The sequence below is a fragment of the Janthinobacterium sp. 78 genome, from assembly GCF_003096775.1.
Lineage (GTDB): Bacteria > Pseudomonadota > Gammaproteobacteria > Burkholderiales > Burkholderiaceae_D > Janthinobacterium > Janthinobacterium tructae.
Map to the genome: position 1 here is coordinate 459297 of NZ_QENT01000001.1, position 17226 is coordinate 476522.

The window sequence follows — 17226 nt, forward strand, 5'->3', positions numbered from 1 at the left end:
CTTACCCCAGCAGCATGGCGATTTGCAGCGCCGCGTCCTGGGATGGATTGATCTTGAAGCCGCTCTTGGCGTAGCGGTGCCAGCGTCCGATGACGAAGCTGACGATCAGGGTGGCGCGCGCCGCCACTTCGCTTTCCTTGCCATGGCCTTCGGCGGCGGCCACGCGCAAGGCCTGCTTGAGCGCCAGTTCCACGCGGTCGTAGAACTGGTTCATGCGCACTTGCAGGCGCTCGTCCTCATTCACCAGCGCATCGCCGATCAGCACGCGCGTCATGCCCGGATTGCTGATGGCGAAATTGAGCAGCATGCCGACGATGTCGCGCGTCTGCGTCATGCCGTCGCTGTGCTTTTCCGCGATCTGGTTGATCAGGCCGAAAACGCTCGACTCGATGAATTCGATCAGTCCTTCGAACATTTGCGCCTTGCTGGCGAAATGGCGGTACAGGGCCGCTTCCGACACGGCCAGTCTGGCCGCCAGTGCGGCAGTGGTGATCTTTTCGCCTTTCGGCTGCTCCAGCATTGCGGCGAGGGCCTGAAGAATTTGTAGCCTGCGTTGGCCCGGCGGTGTGCTTGCCATATTTTCTCTTGTCGTTAAAAAAAAGCTGTCTTGATGGGGCGTTCCGTCACCGCCGCTAGCGGTGCGGCTTCCGGCGTCAACCGGAAGCCCAGGAGTCCCCTTCAGCGCAGACGGTGAAGGCGGCGTGCCAAATGCCGGACAGATTTTACTTTGACATCGACGTAAGCGGGGCGATTTAACGCTCTGGGCAGCTTTGCCACGCCGATCGGATCGGCCATTTTCAGGTATTGCGTGACCCAGGCCGTGCGCAAGCCCAGTCTTTTTGCGCCCTTCAGGTTGGCCAGGGTGTCTTCCACCAGGATGCAGCGGCCAGGGCGGATCTGGTGCTTGCGCATCAGTTTGCGCAGCATCAGGGTCGATGGCTTGGGCCGCAGCTGGCGGTGCACATGCATCGCCTCGATGGCGATGTGGTGTGAAAAGTGCTGGCGCAGGCCCAGATGGCGCATCACGTCGCTCGAGTAGCGCAGCGGCGCGTTGGTGAGTAAAATTTTACGGCCAGGCAGGCGTTTGAGTAAAGCCCCCAGCCCCCGCTCGGCGCGTATCATGGCGCGCAAATCGTCGAACGCGTGCGTCTCGTGGAGGAAGTGCGCTGCCTGCACCTGATGATGCTTGACCATGCCCAGCAAGGTGGCGCCATAGCGGCGCCAGTAGGCCGCGCGCGCCGCATTGACGATGGCGTCGTCGGCCGGCGTCACGCCATCGCCCAGTACGCGGGCAATATACGTGTTCATATTGGCCGTGATGGTGGGGAAGATGGCGTGCGAGGCATTGTGCAGCGTGTTGTCGAGGTCAAACAGCCAGACCGGCGACGAGCGGTTAAGATGGGACACAGGCACAGGCGTCTTTAGGCAAGATGATAAGCAAGATGAAAAATTCAACAATCAGGAAAACCATGCGAAGCCAGATTATAGTGATGTTTTGCGGATTATTCTTGCTGCCGTTGCCGGCGGCCTTGGCCGAAGCGGCGCCCGTGGCGCAAAACCGGGGCGCCCTGTTCAGGGTGCAGGACGCGGGCCACACCCTGTATTTGTTCGGCACCATTCACGTCGGCGCCCCCGACTTTTATCCGCTCGAGCCGACGGTGATGCAGGCATTGGAAGGCGCCGGGGCACTGGCGCTGGAGATCGATCCCGGCGCCGACCCGCGCGCCGCCCTGGGCGCCGTGCTGAAATATGGCATGGAGGCACCGGGCAGCCAAGTGCCGGCCGACTGCCGTCAGACCCTGGCGCCGCGTCTGGCGCCGTTGTTGCAAAAATACGGTATAGCGCCCGAAGCGGTGGCGCCGATGAAACCGTGGATGCTGGCCAGCATGCTGGCCATCGGCGAGTTTTCCACGCTCGGCTACCGCTCCGACCTGGCGGTCGACAATTATCTGTCGCAGCAGGCCAGGGCGCGCAAGATCCCTGTGGTGGAACTCGAATCGATGGAAGGCCAGCTGGCGCTGTTTGGCGCCATGACGCCGCTTGACCAGTGCCGCTTCCTAGAAGACGGCGTGGCCTCGATCGAAGACCAGGAACAAAACCAGGAAGCGCGCGAGATCGCCAACGCCTGGCGCACGGCCGACGCGGCCGCCTTCGACAAGCTGGCCGCCAAAGCGGCGACAGACCCCTCGTTTTCCGCGCAGTTCGTGCAAAAGGTGTTGTTAGATGGCCGCAACCCGGCCCTGGCCGACGGCATCGCCAAGCTGCTGGCGCGCGAAAAGCACAGCCTGGCCGCCATCGGCGTGCTGCATCTGGTCGGAACGAAAAGCGTGCCGGATTTATTGCGTCAAAGGGGCTTGAAGGTCGTGCGGGTGTATTAGGGATAACGCTGGCTTAGCTGCGTAAAACACGCGGCAGAGCAGATGGAAAAATGTTCAGGGCAAGGCGGACTGACGAAGACAGTACGCATGTACGGCGAGGAAGGACAACGCCGCCATGGGCATTTTTACAGCTGCGGGGAAAGGATACTGGTGCCCTTGACGTGGATCGAACACGTGGCCTCTCCCTTACCAAGGGAGTGCTCTACCACTGAGCTACAAGGGCAAATTAAAAGCGGCGCCAGGTGATCTGCGCCGCCAAACTACTCGCTGTAATGCATTGCGATTTTTTTAGTGCGAACGGATCATAGTACCAAAAGCCTGCTCGGTCAACACTTCCAGCAATAATGAGTGTTCGATGCGGCCATCGATGATGTGCACCGTGTTCACGCCGGACTTGGCGGCGTCGAGCGCGGACGAGATCTTTGGCAGCATGCCACCCGAGATCGTGCCATCGGCGAACATCTCGTCGATTTCACGCGCCGACAGGTCGGTCACCAGGTTGCCCTGCTTGTCCTGGACGCCGGCGATGTTGGTCATCATGATCAGCTTTTCCGCTTTCAGGATTTCCGCGATCTTGCCGGCTACCACGTCGGCGTTGATGTTGTAAGCCTGGCCATCCTGGCCGAAACCGATAGGCGAAATGATGGGAATGAAGGCATCGTCCTGCAGCGCCTTGACGACGGCCGGGTTGATCGCATCGATCTCGCCGACAAAGCCGATGTCGAGGAATTCGCCCGGATGTTCGCGGTCCGGCATCTGCATCTTGCGCGCGCGGATCAAGCCGCCATCCTTGCCCGTCAGGCCGACAGCCTGGCCGCCGTAATGGTTGATCAGCATGACGATATCCTGCTGCACTTCGCCGCCCAGCACCCACTCCACCACTTCCATGGTTTCTTCATCGGTGATGCGCATGCCTTGCACGAAGGTGCCTTGCTTGCCGATTTTTTTCAGCGCGTTGTCGATCTGCGGTCCGCCGCCGTGCACCACCACCGGGTTCATGCCGACCAGCTTGAGCAGGATGACGTCGCGCGCGAAGCCGTGCTTCAGGCGTTCGTCCGTCATGGCATTGCCACCGTATTTGATGACGATGGTCTTGCCATGGAAATTGCGAATGTAGGGAAGGGCCTCGGCCAGAATCTGCGCCTTGATTTGTGGCGACACCGCCGTCAAGTCGTCATTCATGTCCAGGTTCAAGTTAGCTAGTTGATTCATGGCGAGTCCGGAAAATAGATTTGTGCGATTTTACAGGGAAGAAGAAAATCCTGGAGGCATTATAGGGCGATCTTGTTGTATTTTCCCTGATGATCCTATAGTCTGGCCCGATATGTCCCCCAGCCAGCCTTTTTACTGCCAGTTACATCTGCGTCGCACCCCGCTGCAGCATGACACACACTTGCCAATTCAAACACAGCCATGAGCGTATGCACTCTCTGTGGCGCCACCTTCCAGTGTGGCCAGACTGACCCGCAGGCCAGCGGACCATGCTGGTGCGTGGCCCTGCCGCCCGCCATACCCGTGCCCGGTAGCGCCGCCGTGGGCTGCTGGTGCCCCGCCTGCCTGCAACAGCGCATCGCCGCCGTGACGCCCCCGGCGGCAACGCCGGCCAGATAAACGCATCGGCGCGCCTTTTCCTTTGCAAAAGACCTTGCATATTGTAGGGGAATACGGTCAGACTTCGATTTTTAAGAATTTCTTATAGGAAAGTTATGCGCTTCAGGGATATCCGCATCGGCGTGCGCATCAATGCCGGTTATGCCATTTTGATCGTGCTGATGCTGGTCGTCATCGTCCTGGCCGGTAGCCGCATCTATGCCATCCGCGCCGAGACCGACGATATCCTGCAGCGCGACTGGGTCGCCGCCAAGGCCACCAGCAAGATCCATGGGCTGGCGCGCGAGGCGGCCACGCGCATCAGCAACTTGCCGAACCAGCGTGAATTGGCACGGCGCCAGGCGAACCAGGCGCGCCTGGAAGCGATCAAGCAAGGCATCGATGAACAGGTGCGCATCCTCGATGGTCTCGATGCGCGGCCGCAAGAACGGCGCCTGCTGGAACAGATGCACCTGGCACGCGCCGACTACTATGTTTCGCTCAAGACGATCTTCGAACTGGTCGAGCGCGGCGAGGATGCTGCCGCGGAGCTGGCCATGCAGACGCAGACCTTGCCGGTGCTGGAAAAAGTGCTGCTGTATGTGGGCCAGCTCGATGATTTGCAGCAGCAACTGATACGCGACAGCGCGGCCAGGATACGCAACGATATCGATACGTCGCTGATTCTGATGGGCGGTATCGGGCTGGCAGCCCTGTTGATCGGCCTGGCCTTTGCCTGGTCGGCGCGCTCGATCACGCGTCCGCTGGGCGAGGCGGTGGCGATCGCCACGCGCGTGGCCAAAGGCGACTTCAGTTCTGTCATCGAAGTGACGTCGCGCGATGAGACGGGCGAATTGCTGCAGGCGCTGAAAAACATGAGTACCAACCTGGCCGTCGAGCAGGATCTGCGGCATGCCGTCGAAGTGGCCGAGGATGCGACCAAGATGAAGTCGGACTTCCTGGCCAATATGTCGCACGAGATCCGCACGCCGATGAACGGCATCATCGGCATGACCCACCTGGCGCTGCAGACGGAGCTCACCTCGACCCAGCGCAATTACCTGGAAAAGGTCGAGTCGGCGTCGAAGAACCTGCTGGCCATCATCGACGACATCCTCGATTTCTCGAAGATCGAGGCGGGCAAGATGGCCTTTGAAAAAGTCGATTTTTTCCTCGAGGACGTACTGGCGCAGATCGCCGACCTGTCCGTGATGCGTGCCCAGGACAAGGGGCTCGAACTGCTGTTCGACATCGCCCCCGACGTGCCGAACGCCTTGCAGGGCGATCCGCTGCGCCTGGGCCAGGTGCTGATCAACCTGACCAACAATGCCATCAAATTTACGGACAAGGGCGAGATCGTCGTCAGCATCCGCTTGCAGCAGCTGGAAGAACATGCGGCGGTGCTGCGCGTGGATGTGCGCGATACGGGCATCGGCCTGACGCCGCCCCAGCGCAGCAAATTGTTCCAGGCATTTACCCAGGCCGACACCTCCACCACGCGCCACCATGGCGGCACCGGCCTGGGGCTGACCATCAGCAAGCGCCTGGTGGAAATGATGGAAGGCGAAATTGACCTGGTCAGCGAAGCGGGCGTGGGCAGCACCTTTTTCTTCACGGCCCGCTTCGGCCTGGCCGCCGTGCCGCGCGACAGCCTGCCGGTGCCGCCGCAGTTCCAGGGCCTGCGCGTGCTGGTGGTCGATGATAACCCTAGTGCGCGTGAAATTTTCGTCAGCATGCTGACGGCGCTCGGTTTCGATGCGCGTGCCGTGTTTGGCGGCGTGCTGGCCATCGGCGCCGTGGCGCAGGCGCGCACCGAGGGGCGCCCGTACGGGCTGGTGCTGATGGACTGGAAAATGCCGGGCATGAACGGCCTCGATACGCTGGCCGGCATCCGTGCCGATGCCGCCGGCATCGATGCGGCGCCGGCCTGTATCATGGTCACGGCCTTCCATCGCGAAGCACTGCTGGAGGCGGCGCGCCAGCGGGAATTGCCGCTCGATGGCGTATTGAACAAGCCGGTCAGCGCCTCGACCCTGCTCGACCAGATATCGTTCGTGTTTGGCGGCGTGACAGGACAGAGCCGCAAGACGCAGCGCCAGAGCAGCTACCGCGACGACGAACGCGCCCTGCGCGGCGCCTGGCTGCTGCTGGTGGAGGACAATGAGGTGAACCAGGAAGTGGCGCAGCATATTCTCAACGACGCCGGCATTCGTGTCGACATTGCGAGCAATGGCGCCATCGCGCTGGCGAAGATCGAGGAAAACGCCTATGACGGCGTGCTGATGGATTGCCAGATGCCGGTGATGGATGGCTACCAGGCCACGCGCAAGCTGCGCCAGGATCCCCGCTATTCGGATTTGCCCGTGATCGCCATGACGGCCAATGCCATGGTCGGCGACAAGGAAAAATGCCTGGACGCCGGCATGAACGATTTCATCGCCAAGCCGATCGACGTGGCGCAGCTGTTCGGTACCCTGGCGCGCTGGATCGCGCCGGCTGCGCCGCAGGAAATGACGGTGGTGGTGGCGCAGCCGGAAGCGGAGCTGCCCGTGATCGCCGGCCTGAAAATGGCGGAGGCCATGCGGCGCGTGGGCGGCAATGCCACTTTGATGCGAAAATTGCTGGATCGTTTTGTGGAAACCCAATTCGATGCCATGCAGCGCATCGTCGCCGCCATCGAGAACAATCAGCTCGAGACGGCAATCCGGGAAGCGCATACCCTGAAGGGCCTGGCCGGCAATATCGGCGCCGGTGGCCTGGCCGACAGCGCGGCGCGGGTCGAGCATTTGCTCAGCCTGGGATCGCATGACGGCTTGCCGCAGGCGCTGGCGGCCTGCACTCTGGCGCTCGACGAACTGGTACCGAAGATCGTGCTGGCCATGCAGTCGCGCAGCAATGTGCCCGAGCCAGGCAGCACCGTGGTGGCAGCGGTGGACCGGGTACACCTGGAGGCGGGCTTGCGCGAACTGTCGCAACTGCTGCAGCAGGACGATGCGCAGGCCGTCAAGCATCTCGATGGCATCGGTCCCGTGCTGGTCGCAGCCGGGCAGGCGGAACATGCGCGCCAGTTGAAGCGCATGCTGGGACAATACGATTTCGAAGGTGCGCTGGCGCAGCTGGGCGAGGTGGCCGATGCGCTGGAGCTGAGACTGTGACAAGGATAACTATGCAGAGCGAAGGACGGGCATGAGAGCGTCAGCAAGCAAGCCAACCATCCTGGTAGTCGACGACACGCCAGACAATATCGACCTGTTGCGCGCAGTGCTGGAAGACGATTACCGGACCAAGATCGCCGTCAATGGCGAGCGTGCCCTGAAAATCGCCGCCGGCGGCGACCAGCCCGATCTGATCCTGCTCGACATCATGATGCCGGGCATGAGTGGCTACGATGTGTGCCGCGCGCTGAAGGCCGATCCCGCCACGGCCGGCATACCCGTGATTTTTGTGACCGCCATGAGCGAAGTGGCCGACGAGCAGCTGGGCCTGGCCCTGGGCGCCGTCGACTACATCACCAAGCCGATTTCGGCGCCCATCGTGCTGGCCCGTATCAAGACGCAGCTGGCGATGAAGCAGATGCAGGATTTTTTGCGCGACCAGAATCATTACCTGGAAACGGAAGTGGAGCGCCGGGTGCAGGAAGTGGCGGCGCTGCAGGACGTCACGATACACGCCATGGCGTCGCTGGCCGAGACGCGCGACAGCGAGACGGGCAACCATATCCGCCGCACCTCGCACTACCTGAAGGCATTGGCCGAGAAAGTGCGCGGCCTGCCGCGTTTCCGCGATTTTTTGACGGACAAGAATATCGAACTGCTGTTCAAGACGGCGCCGCTGCACGATATCGGCAAGGTGGGTATCCCCGACCATATTTTGCTCAAGCCGGGGCGTTTCGAGCCGCATGAAATGGCCATCATGAAGACGCACACCACCCTGGGGCGCGACGCCATCCTGGCGGCCGAACACGAGCTGGGCATCGAGGTCGATTTCCTCAAGTACGCAAAAGAGATCGCCTACAGCCACCATGAAAAATGGGATGGCAGCGGTTACCCGCTAGGGTTGGCAGGCGAAGACATCCCGATTTCGGCGCGCCTGATGGCGCTGGCCGACGTGTATGACGCCCTGATCAGCCGACGCATCTACAAGCAGGGCATGGAGCATGCACAGGCCGTGCAGATCATCGTCGAGGGGCGCGGTTCGCACTTTGACGCCGAGATCGTCGACGCCTTCCTGCAGATCCAGGACCAGTTCATCGCCATCTCCCACCGCTATGCCGATGGCGTGTGCGAGATCGCCGACAAGCAGCGGCAGATCGCGCCATACACCGAAAATATCAGCTGACGGTCTTGAAGAAGCGCAGCATCTCCCTGCTGGCGTCCGGGCCTTTTCCGTCCGTGTAACTGCCATTATTGCTGCCGCCGGACCAGGCATGGCCGGCGCCGTGGATGACCCAGTGTTCTCCCAGCGGCGAGCCATCGGCCTGGCTGTGCGTGGTGCGGGTGTAGCGGTGGCCATTCGGTACGCTGCCGTCGATGGAAGCAGCCTTGGCCGCCTGGCCGCCCGCCTGGCTGCGCACGCCCTGGGCAATCAGTTCATCGCCATTGCGCGGGTTGACGGTGGTGTCGCGGTCGCCGTGAAAAACGATGATGGGCACGCCGCCCGCCGGCGCCTTGCGCTGGCCATTGGGCATGGCGCCGCCCTTCATGGCGGCCAGCGCCGACGGCAAGTCCTGCGCCGAGGCGAAGGGCAGGCCCGAATGCACGCCGACGGCGGCAAACAGGTCGGGGTACAAGGTGCCGACAATGACGGCCATGGCGCCGCCCGCCGACAGGCCGGCGACGAACACTTCGCGTTCATTTACCGGGTAGTCGTCGATGACTTGCCGCGCGATGCCGGCGATCAGCGACGGTTCGCCCTGGTCGCGCTGCTGGTCGATGGCATTGAACCAGTTCCAGCAGCGCGAACTGTTGGCACCCTGCGTCTGCGCCGGATAGACGACAAAACATTCCTTTTCTTCGGCCAGCGCATTCATCTGCGTGCCGGCCGCGAAATCGTCGGGATTTTGCGTGCAGCCGTGCAGCATCACGATCAGCGGCATGGCCTGGCCGTGGTAGCTGCTGGGGATATACAGCTTATAGGAGCGCGTGCCCGCATGGTTGCGGTACACGCCGTCGATGAACTGCGCGCCAGCCGGCATCTGCGCCGGTGCGGCGCCCGGCGCGTTGAAACCGGGTGGGTGGAAATTCGGCAGCTCGAAGCTGGGCATGTCGAAGCTGTGCTGTCCCAGGCCGGCGGGCACGCCCAGGCGCGCCATGAAATCCTGCGCGAATTCCTGCGCCGCCTGCGCGGGCGTGGGCGGCACCGATGCCGCTTCCGGCGCGGCATCAGCTGGCGGCGCCTCGGCCTGGGCCTGCGCTGGTGATGGCGCCGGTGGTGGATTGATGTCGCGCATCGGCTGCGGTGGCGGCGCTTGCGTGGTTGCTGCCTGCGGCGTCAGGCCAGCGGCAGACAGCGCCTGCTGGATCGCTTCGGTGGCGGCGGCGGGACCGCTGCCCATCAGATTACGGGTCGCTGCGCGCATCTGCGCCAACATGTTGAGAGGTAGTTTCATGACCATCCTTAACGGTGCCGCGCATCGGCCGGGTCATCGCCGCAAACCAATACGCTAGTGAATTCGCCCTGCGAGCGCCGTCTTGACGACGGTGCTGGCGTGCAGGGCACCTAATACGAAAATCGACTCGATGGTGGCCAGTGCCAGTTCCACGGAGACGTCGCTGGCGATGCTGGCCAGTCCCAGCACCTGGATCTGCAGGCGCTGGCCGGCTGCCTGGATCGCTTCCAGGTCGGCGCGCGAATAATGCTGCATGCCCAATACCAGGCTTTTACGGGCGACGGTTTGTTTCACCACGTCGGCGTGGATACCCAGCTGGTTGCGTATGGCCGTACGGATCAGATCCGTACGGTTGGAATAAAATCCCTCCTGGACCAGCAAATCGATCTGCCCCAGGTCGATCAAACCGAGGTTGATCGTGATTTTCTCGGATTCCCCAATTTTGGGCTTGCTGTCTTGCTTGGCCATATCTCTCCAAAAACTCCACGTGGCATCCAATTGCCATCTGCATGGATGGTAGTATAGTTCTGAAATATCTCAAGTCAAGCAGGATCTACTCTGATAATGTTGTAGGACGGGCACCCGCAGAGTGAGAATGGCTGCAAAATAAATTTCTAGAAGATGCTTTTTTGCTCATGCTTTCTCTTAAAAATATATTCACAGAAACATTGCATGGCGAGGCCATCGCCTCACCGACACGGTTTCGCGGCATAATGCAAGCCTCACGTTTACCGATGCCGCTCCATGATGGTCAATACCCTGCCAGCCGTTCCGCTCCCCTTGCCGTCTCCGGTGCCGTCGCCCTGTGTCAGCCTGTGCAAGATGAACCGCAACAGCGGCTTGTGCGAAGGCTGCTTGCGCACGCTCGACGAGATCATCGCCTGGAGCAAGGCCGACGACGACTTCAAGCGCGCCGTGTGGGCCGCATTGCCGGGACGCGAATCTTTGCTCGATTTCGAGTCCGACTACTGAGGAAGCCCATGCCACGATCGCCAGCGCTGTTCCCCGATGCCATGCAGGTGTTCGAACGCGGCTGGCTGTCGTCGAACAACATCCTGTTCCAGGGCCGGGACGACACGGCCCTGATCGACAGCGGCTATGTCACGCATGCGCCGCAAACCCTGGCCTTGCTGCGCCATAGCTTGCAAGGGCGTCCGCTGCACCGCCTGTTCAATACGCACCTGCACTCCGATCATTGCGGCGGCAACGCGCTGTTGCAAGCCGAGTATGGCTGCCAGACGGCTATTCCCGTCTCGGAAGCGGACAAGGTGCGAGTATGGGATGTCGATGCCCTCAGCTTCCAGGCCACGGGCCAGCAATGCCCGCGCTTCGGCTTTGACGCCACCGTCTCGCCCGGCGACACGTTGACGTTGGCCGACATGGCCTGGCAGGCGCTGGGCGCACCGGGTCACGACCCGCACTCGCTGATTTTTTACTGCGCCGACGAGGGCATCCTCATTTCCGCCGACGCCCTGTGGGAAAACGGCTTTGGCGTGATCTTCCCCGAACTCGACGGCGGCTCCGGCTTTCTGGAAGCGCGCGCCACCCTGGACCTGATCGCCAGCCTGGACGTGCGCGTCGTCATTCCCGGCCACGGGCGGCCGTTCCAGGACGCTGCCGGCGCCCTGCAGCGCGCGTATTCACGTCTCGATTACCTGTCGTCGGACCCCGTGCGCAATGCGCAGAATGCGGTGAAAGTGCTGCTGAAATTTTTGCTGCTGGAGCGTCAGCGCATCGCGCTCGCCGCCATACCGGCCCTACTGCGCGGCATGCCCATCTTCGAAGAGGCCAACCGTCGCTTCCTGCGCCAGGAAGTCGCCGCGCTGGCCGAGTGGGCCGTGTCGCAACTGGTGAGGGCTGCGGCGGCACGGGTCGAGGGTGAGTACTTGCTTAACGAAGGCTGAAGCGGTCAGGCGATAAATTCAGCACGATCGTACTTTTTCTGAACTATAATCGATGTTCAGTGTGTTTCTCATCCCGATCAACTTTCCAGCGAGTCCGCCATGGCATTGCCTGTTGCGTTGCAAAACCTCTCCTTACCCGTTATCGCCTCGCCGATGTTCATCGCCAGCGGCCCGGCCCTCGTCGCGGCGCAGTGCAAGGCCGGCATCGTCGGTTCCTTCCCGGCCCTGAACGCGCGTCCCGCCGAATTGCTCGACACCTGGCTCACGGAGCTGCAGGCCGAACTGGCCGCCTTCCAGGCCGCCAATCCCGATAAAAAAGTGGGGCCGATCGCCGTCAACCAGATCGTGCACCAGTCGAACGACCGCCTGGCGCATGATGTGGAAGTGTGCGTGAAACACCGGATTCCCATCATCATTTCCTCGCTGCGCGCGCCGCCCAAGGAAATGCTCGACGCCATCCATAGCTATGGCGGCATCGTGCTGCACGATGTGATCTCGATCCGCCATGCGAAAAAGGCGCTGGAGGCGGGCGTCGATGGCTTGATCCTGGTGGCCAGCGGCGCCGGCGGCCATGCGGGCACCCTGTCGCCATTCGCGCTGGTGGGCGAAGTGCGCAAATTCTTTGACGGTCCGTTGGCGCTGTCGGGCTCCATCGCCACGGGCGACGCCGTGCTGGCCGCGCAGGCCATGGGCGCCGACTTTGCCTACATCGGCTCGCGCTGGCTGGCGACCAAGGAATCGAACGTCAGCGACGGCTACCGCGACGCCATCGTCGAGTCTGCCGCCTCGGACATCGTCTACACGAACCTGTTTACGGGCGTGCACGGCAATTATCTGAAAAAATCGATCGTCGCGGCCGGACTCGATCCGGAAGCCTTGCCCGAAGCGGACAAGAGTTCGATGAATTTTGGCTCCGGCAGCGCCAAGGCCTGGCGCGACATCTGGGGCGCGGGCCAGGGCGTGGGCTTGATGGATGACGTGCCAAGCGTGGAAGAGATGGTGGCGCGCCTGAAGGCCGAATACGATGCGGCGCGCGCGCGGTTGAAGTTGTAACGCTGGTGGTGGTTGTCGGATTACGGCCTTTGGCCTAATCCGACCTACGACCATGGATTCGGTAGGTCGGATTAGCGCGCAGCGCGTAATCCGACAACACCACAATCACTCCTGCTTCAAATCCTCAGGCTTGATAGCCCACAGGCCCGGCAGGTTGCGCCAGTAGCCGTACGCATCCATGCCGAAGCCGACGACGAAGCGGTTCGGGATCACCAGGCCGACGATGTCCGCCTGCACCGGTTTTTTCTTGCCGATGGCTTTGTCGGCAAACACGGCCAGGATGACTTCCGAGGCACCCATGTCCAGCAAGCGCTGCTTGACGTGCGCCAGGGTTTCGCCTTCGTCGAGAATATCGTCGAGCACGATGACGGTGCGGCCCGCCACGTTCGAACGGGGGATGACTTTCCATACCACTTCGCCACCCTTGTCGTCGTCGCCGTAGCGGCTCACATGGATGTAGTCGAATTCGAGCGGAAAGCTCAGTTGCGGCAGCAGGTTGCCCGTAAACACGACGGCGCCGCCCATCACGCCCAGCACCAGTGGGAATTCCTTGGAATCCTCGGCGTTGAAGCGCGTGTTGAGTACATCGGCCATGCGCGTGATCGACGCCTGCACGGTATCTTGGTCGAACAGCAGTTCCGCGTTCTTGATCAGGTCACGGGCACGGTTGTGATGAAATTCTTGCATGGACTCTTGCATGGCGATGAATGGGGCTGATGATGAATGCGGGTATTATCCCGCAAACGCCATCCGTGCGCTACGCCTAGCTGTAATCGCGCATGTCGTCGATTATTTTTCCATCCTGCGCCAGGCTGCCCACGGCCACCAGCACCACGTCGCCGCGCAGCTTGGTCAGTTCGCGGATCGAGCCGATGATGGCTTCCACGCCGCTGGCGTCCGCCGGATCGTCGACTTCGCAATGCAAAGCCATCTCGTCGTTGGCCATGCGCCCGGACACGACCAGCCGCGCCTTCCTGATTTGCGGATGGCGGCGCGCGATGTCATGCACCTGCGACGGATGCACGAACATGGCGCGCACCTTGGTGGTCTGGTCCGCGCGTCCCATCCAGCCTTTGATGCGCGTATTCGTGCGGCCGCACGGCGAGTCCGGCGCGCCCATCAGCACGGCCGACAGATCGCCCGTGGCGAAGCGGATCAGCGGGTAGTCGGCATTGAAGACGGTGACGACGACTTCGCCCACTTCGCCCGGTGCGACCGGAATGCCGCTGCCCGGATGGACGATCTCGAGCAGGACGTTTTCATCGACGACCATGCCCGGATTGAGCTTGCCATTGCTGGCCGTTTCATAGGCGATGCTGCCGATATCGGCCGAGGCATAGGTCTGGAACACGTGCGGCACGCCGTTCTCGGCAAACCAGCTGCGCAGGGATTCGGGCAAGGCTTCCGCGCCCATCACGGCCTTGGTGACGCTGCTGATGTCGGCGCCCATTTCGCGCGCCTTCTCGATGATCAGTTTTAAAAATGACGGCGTGCCGATGTACGTGTCGGGCTTCAGGTCGACCATCGCCTGCACCTGCATTTCCGTCTGGCCGATGCCGGCCGGGATGACGGTGCAGCCGATGCGCGCGGCGCCCCCTTCGACCATGAAGGCGGCCGGCGTGAAGTGATACGAAAAGCAGTTCTGCAGCAAGCCACCGGCGCGCACGCCGGCCGCATACATGGGCCGCGCGAAGCGCCACCAGTCGGGGCCGCGGCCTTCCGGATCAAAGATGGGGCCGGGCGAGACGAAGACGCGCGACAGGGCGTTTTTCGGCGTCGTGTTCAAGCCGCCGAACGGCAGCGCGCCGTGCTGCAATTGTTTCAGGTCGGACTTGCGCGTCACGGGCAGCTGCGCCAGCGCGGCGCGGCTGGTGATGTCGGCCGCGTTGACGCCATCGAGAATGCGGGCCCAGCCCGGCGCCTGTTGCGCGCGCGCGATCAGCTGCGGCAGGCCGGCCATCAATTCGCGTTCGCGCGCTTCGGGGGCGCGTGCTTCCAGACTATCGAGCGTATCGGTCATGTTGCTGATTCTCCAATGTCACGTTGCATTTTTTTCGTCAGCCCCGCAACAATCAGGCTGTATGAGCGCTGCAGCAGGGCGGCCATTTCGTCATCGTCCAGCGCGTCGGGGCTGGCGACCAGCACCCATTTGGCCCGCGCCAGGTAGGGCGCCGGGCGAAAGCCGGGACGGTCCGTCAATTCCAGGAAGCGCTCTGCATCGACCTTGAAGCTGATGCCGCGCGTGCTGTGGTCTTCCGCGCCGCACAGGGCGAACAGCTTGCCACCGACGCAAAACGCCAGCACGTTGCTCCACTTGATGTCTTCTGTCGCGCCGGGAAAGGCACGGCACACTTGCTTCGCCCGTTCCAGGTCCATGACGGCTGCTCCCGTGTCAGGCCAGCCAGCGCTTGCGGCGGCGATAGAACTTCATGTCGCGAAAACTCTTGCGCCCGGCGCTGGAGACGCCCAGATAAAACTCTTTGACGTCTTCGTTGCTGGCCAGGTCCCTAGCAAGTCCTTCCATCACGACTCTGCCGTTTTCCAGGATGTAGCCGAAGTCGGCGTAGCGCAGCGCCACGTTGGTGTTCTGTTCGGCCAGCAGGAACGACACGTTTTCCTTGTGGTTCAGGTCCTTGACGATGCCGAAGATCTCTTCGACGATCTGCGGCGCGATGCCCATCGAGGGTTCGTCCAGTAAGATCATCGACGGCTTGGCCATCAGCGCGCGGCCGATGGCGCACATCTGCTGTTCGCCGCCCGAGGTGTAGCCGGCCTGGCTGCTGCGCCGTGTTTTCAGGCGCGGAAAGTAGTGGTAGACCTTTTCCAGCGCGTCTTTCAGCTCGCCGCGCGACAGGCTGCGCGTGTAGGCGCCTGTCAGCAGGTTTTCCTCGATGGTGAGGTGGCCGAAACAGTGGCGCCCTTCCATCACTTGCGACAGGCCCCGCTTGACCAGCTCATTCGGCGTCAATTGATCCACGCGCTCGCCCTTGAACTGGACTTCGCCCTTGGTGACGTCGCCGCGTTCGCCGCGCAGCAGGGTCGAGATGGTTTTCAGGGTGGTCGACTTGCCGGCGCCGTTGGCGCCCAGCAGTGCCACGATCTTGCCTTGCGGCACTTGCAGCGACACGCCCTTCAGGACCAGGATCACGTGGTCATAGATGACTTCGATATTGTTCACCGACAGGTAGGGCGGCGGGGTGTCTGGTGTTTGCGTGGCAGTGGGTGTCATGGCTGCTTCGTTTTCATGTGATGTTGGTGCTTGTCGGATTACGCCTTTGGCTAATCCGACCTACGTCGTATCGAGGTAGGTCGGATTAGCGCAACGCGCGTAATCCGACACCACTTTGAGAGCCGCTTACTTCATGCACGCCGGCGTGATCTTCTTCTCTTCGGCGTACTTGCCCGACGATTCCTCGACGAGCTTACGCACCAGGGCCTTGTCGCCGACGATCCATTTCGGCGTGATGGCGATCCACTTCTTGCCATCCCACTGCTGCACCTTCACGGCGCCCGAACCTTCATGGTCGTCGCAGCTGGTCTTCACGGTGGGGAACATGCCCAGTGCGCCGACAGCCTTCTGGCGCGCGTCGTCGACGTTCAGGTTTTCCAGGCCCCAGCGCATCTGCTCGCCCGTGACAGGCTTGCCCTTGCCGAATTTTTCCTGCGCCACGCGGATCGCTTCCACCCACAGGATGCCGGCCGTCACGCCGCGCATGTGGTAGACGGAGCCGACGCGCGACTGGTCGGAGAGGTTGCCCTTGCCGGACGCGTAGAGTTTCTTGCGGATGTCGTCCAGCACGGGGTAGTTGCCCGGCGTATTGAACGTCATCGCCGTGTAGCCCTTGGCCGCGTCGCCCGATGGAATCGTGTCTTCTTCGGAGCCGGCCCACCAGACGCCCAGCATTTTGTCGCGCGGGAAGCCGTTGCGCTGCGCCGTCTTGATGGCAACGGAGTTCATCACGCCCCAGCCCCACAGGATCACGTGGTCCGGCTTGGCCTGGCGGATTTGCAGCCATTGCGATTGCTGTTCGCTGCCTGGCGGCGCGACGGGAATTTTCACCAGTTCAAAGCCGTACTGTTTCGACAGCGCTTCGAGCACGGGCAGTGGCTCCTTGCCGAAGGCCGAATCGTGGTACAGGTGGACGATTTTTTTGCCTTTCAGCTTGTCCATGCCGCCATCCTTGTCGCCCAGGTACTTGATCATGGCGGCGGCCTGGCTCCAGTAGCTGGAGATCAGCGGATACACATACGGGAAGACCTTGCCGTTGGCGGCGTCCGAGCGGCCGTAGCCGATCATCGTCATGGGGATCTTGTCCTGCGCCACGCGGTCCAGAATGCCGTAGGCGACGCCGGTGGAGAGGGTTTCGACCAGGGTGGCGCCGCCCTGCTTGGTTTTCAGGCGCTCATAGCATTCGACGCCGCGCGACGGATTGTATTCGGTTTCGCATTCTTCCCAGCTGATTTTCACGCCATTGACGCCGCCGGCCTGGTTGACCAGGTTGAAGTAGTCGATGGCGCCGCCGTAGAAACCGGAGCCGCCGGCCGCGTAGGGACCCACGCGGTAGGACGGCAGGGCGATGTACTGTTCCTTGTCCTGGGCTTGGGCGCTGCCGGCCATGGTGAGTGCGGCACTGGCGATGGCGGCGGCCAGCATGAGCGATTTGATGTGTTTCATTGTGTGTCTCCTCTTGTT

At 62.1% G+C, this 17226-nt stretch carries 17 protein-coding genes and 1 tRNA gene; 7 read left to right on the top strand and 11 right to left on the bottom strand.

Going from position 1 to position 17226, the window contains the following annotated elements; all coding sequences use genetic code 11:
- Position 1 precedes the first annotated feature (1 nt).
- Together slmA and C8C92_RS01950 are read right to left on the bottom strand one after the other, a co-directional pair.
- Positions 2-577: a nucleoid occlusion factor SlmA gene (gene slmA / locus C8C92_RS01945; protein ID WP_071079975.1), complete on the bottom strand. Its 576-nt coding sequence runs from the start codon at positions 575-577 to the stop codon at positions 2-4.
- A gap of 101 nt (positions 578-678) precedes the next feature.
- Positions 679-1413: a pyrimidine 5'-nucleotidase gene (locus tag C8C92_RS01950; protein ID WP_099761124.1), complete on the bottom strand. Its 735-nt coding sequence runs from the start codon at positions 1411-1413 to the stop codon at positions 679-681.
- Between the two features lie 95 nt (positions 1414-1508).
- On the opposite strand from C8C92_RS01950, the gene C8C92_RS01955 reads away from it, so the two are divergent.
- On the top strand, positions 1509-2378 hold the full coding sequence (locus C8C92_RS01955; RefSeq protein ID WP_243420085.1) for a TraB/GumN family protein: 870 nt from the start codon (positions 1509-1511) through the stop codon (positions 2376-2378).
- A gap of 148 nt (positions 2379-2526) precedes the next feature.
- Here C8C92_RS01955 and C8C92_RS01960 read toward each other — a convergent pair.
- Positions 2527-2601: transfer RNA gene (locus C8C92_RS01960), tRNA-Thr, on the bottom strand.
- A 65-nt stretch (positions 2602-2666) separates the two neighbouring features.
- Positions 2667-3560, bottom strand: a complete 894-nt coding sequence (gene argB / locus C8C92_RS01965) for an acetylglutamate kinase (RefSeq protein ID WP_010393729.1) — start codon at positions 3558-3560, stop codon at positions 2667-2669.
- 231 nt (positions 3561-3791) lie between these two features.
- On the opposite strand from argB, the gene C8C92_RS01970 reads away from it, so the two are divergent.
- From C8C92_RS01970 to C8C92_RS01980, 3 genes are all read left to right on the top strand, one after another.
- Positions 3792-3989: a cysteine-rich CWC family protein gene (locus tag C8C92_RS01970; protein WP_116742890.1), complete on the top strand. Its 198-nt coding sequence runs from the start codon at positions 3792-3794 to the stop codon at positions 3987-3989.
- 95 nt (positions 3990-4084) lie between these two features.
- A complete protein-coding gene (locus C8C92_RS01975) occupies positions 4085-7123 on the top strand; it encodes a response regulator (RefSeq protein ID WP_116742891.1) in 3039 nt (1012 codons plus the stop codon).
- A gap of 31 nt (positions 7124-7154) precedes the next feature.
- Positions 7155-8306, top strand: a complete 1152-nt coding sequence (locus tag C8C92_RS01980; RefSeq protein ID WP_099761120.1) for a two-component system response regulator — start codon at positions 7155-7157, stop codon at positions 8304-8306.
- Here the strand turns inward: C8C92_RS01980 and C8C92_RS01985 are convergent.
- Together C8C92_RS01985 and C8C92_RS01990 are read right to left on the bottom strand one after the other, a co-directional pair.
- Positions 8299-9576: a PHB depolymerase family esterase gene (locus tag C8C92_RS01985; protein ID WP_243420086.1), complete on the bottom strand. Its 1278-nt coding sequence runs from the start codon at positions 9574-9576 to the stop codon at positions 8299-8301. The two genes, C8C92_RS01980 and C8C92_RS01985, sit on opposite strands and share 8 nt — an antisense overlap.
- A gap of 54 nt (positions 9577-9630) precedes the next feature.
- On the bottom strand, positions 9631-10044 hold the full coding sequence (locus C8C92_RS01990; protein WP_034783786.1) for a CopG family transcriptional regulator: 414 nt from the start codon (positions 10042-10044) through the stop codon (positions 9631-9633).
- A 276-nt stretch (positions 10045-10320) separates the two neighbouring features.
- Here C8C92_RS01990 and C8C92_RS01995 point away from each other — a divergent pair, with 276 nt between their 5' ends.
- From C8C92_RS01995 to C8C92_RS02005, 3 genes are all read left to right on the top strand, one after another.
- Positions 10321-10548 (top strand): DUF1289 domain-containing protein, encoded by a 228-nt coding sequence (locus C8C92_RS01995; protein WP_116742893.1) that lies wholly within the window; start codon positions 10321-10323, stop codon positions 10546-10548.
- 8 nt (positions 10549-10556) lie between these two features.
- Positions 10557-11480, top strand: coding sequence for an MBL fold metallo-hydrolase (locus tag C8C92_RS02000; RefSeq protein WP_116742894.1), 924 nt, complete (start codon positions 10557-10559; stop codon positions 11478-11480).
- Between the two features lie 99 nt (positions 11481-11579).
- Positions 11580-12533 (top strand): nitronate monooxygenase family protein, encoded by a 954-nt coding sequence (locus C8C92_RS02005; protein WP_099761116.1) that lies wholly within the window; start codon positions 11580-11582, stop codon positions 12531-12533.
- 105 nt (positions 12534-12638) lie between these two features.
- Here the strand turns inward: C8C92_RS02005 and C8C92_RS02010 are convergent, their stop codons facing one another.
- The 5 genes from C8C92_RS02010 to C8C92_RS02030 all read right to left on the bottom strand — a co-directional run bounded on the left by C8C92_RS02010 (position 12639) and on the right by C8C92_RS02030 (position 17208).
- Positions 12639-13220 carry a hypoxanthine-guanine phosphoribosyltransferase gene (locus tag C8C92_RS02010; protein WP_035823544.1) on the bottom strand — a complete coding sequence of 194 codons (582 nt, stop codon included), beginning with the start codon at positions 13218-13220 and terminating at the stop codon, positions 12639-12641.
- A 76-nt stretch (positions 13221-13296) separates the two neighbouring features.
- On the bottom strand, positions 13297-14553 hold the full coding sequence (locus C8C92_RS02015; RefSeq protein ID WP_116742895.1) for an AMP-binding protein: 1257 nt from the start codon (positions 14551-14553) through the stop codon (positions 13297-13299).
- Complete coding sequence (locus C8C92_RS02020) at positions 14550-14909, bottom strand: MmcQ/YjbR family DNA-binding protein (protein WP_116742896.1); 360 nt, start codon at positions 14907-14909, stop codon at positions 14550-14552. Before C8C92_RS02020 ends, C8C92_RS02015 begins: the two co-directional genes overlap by 4 nt.
- A 16-nt stretch (positions 14910-14925) precedes the next feature.
- A complete protein-coding gene (locus tag C8C92_RS02025; protein WP_096233030.1) occupies positions 14926-15762 on the bottom strand; it encodes an ABC transporter ATP-binding protein in 837 nt (278 codons plus the stop codon).
- 126 nt (positions 15763-15888) lie between these two features.
- A complete protein-coding gene (locus tag C8C92_RS02030; protein WP_099761113.1) occupies positions 15889-17208 on the bottom strand; it encodes an ABC transporter substrate-binding protein in 1320 nt (439 codons plus the stop codon).
- Positions 17209-17226 lie beyond the last annotated feature (18 nt).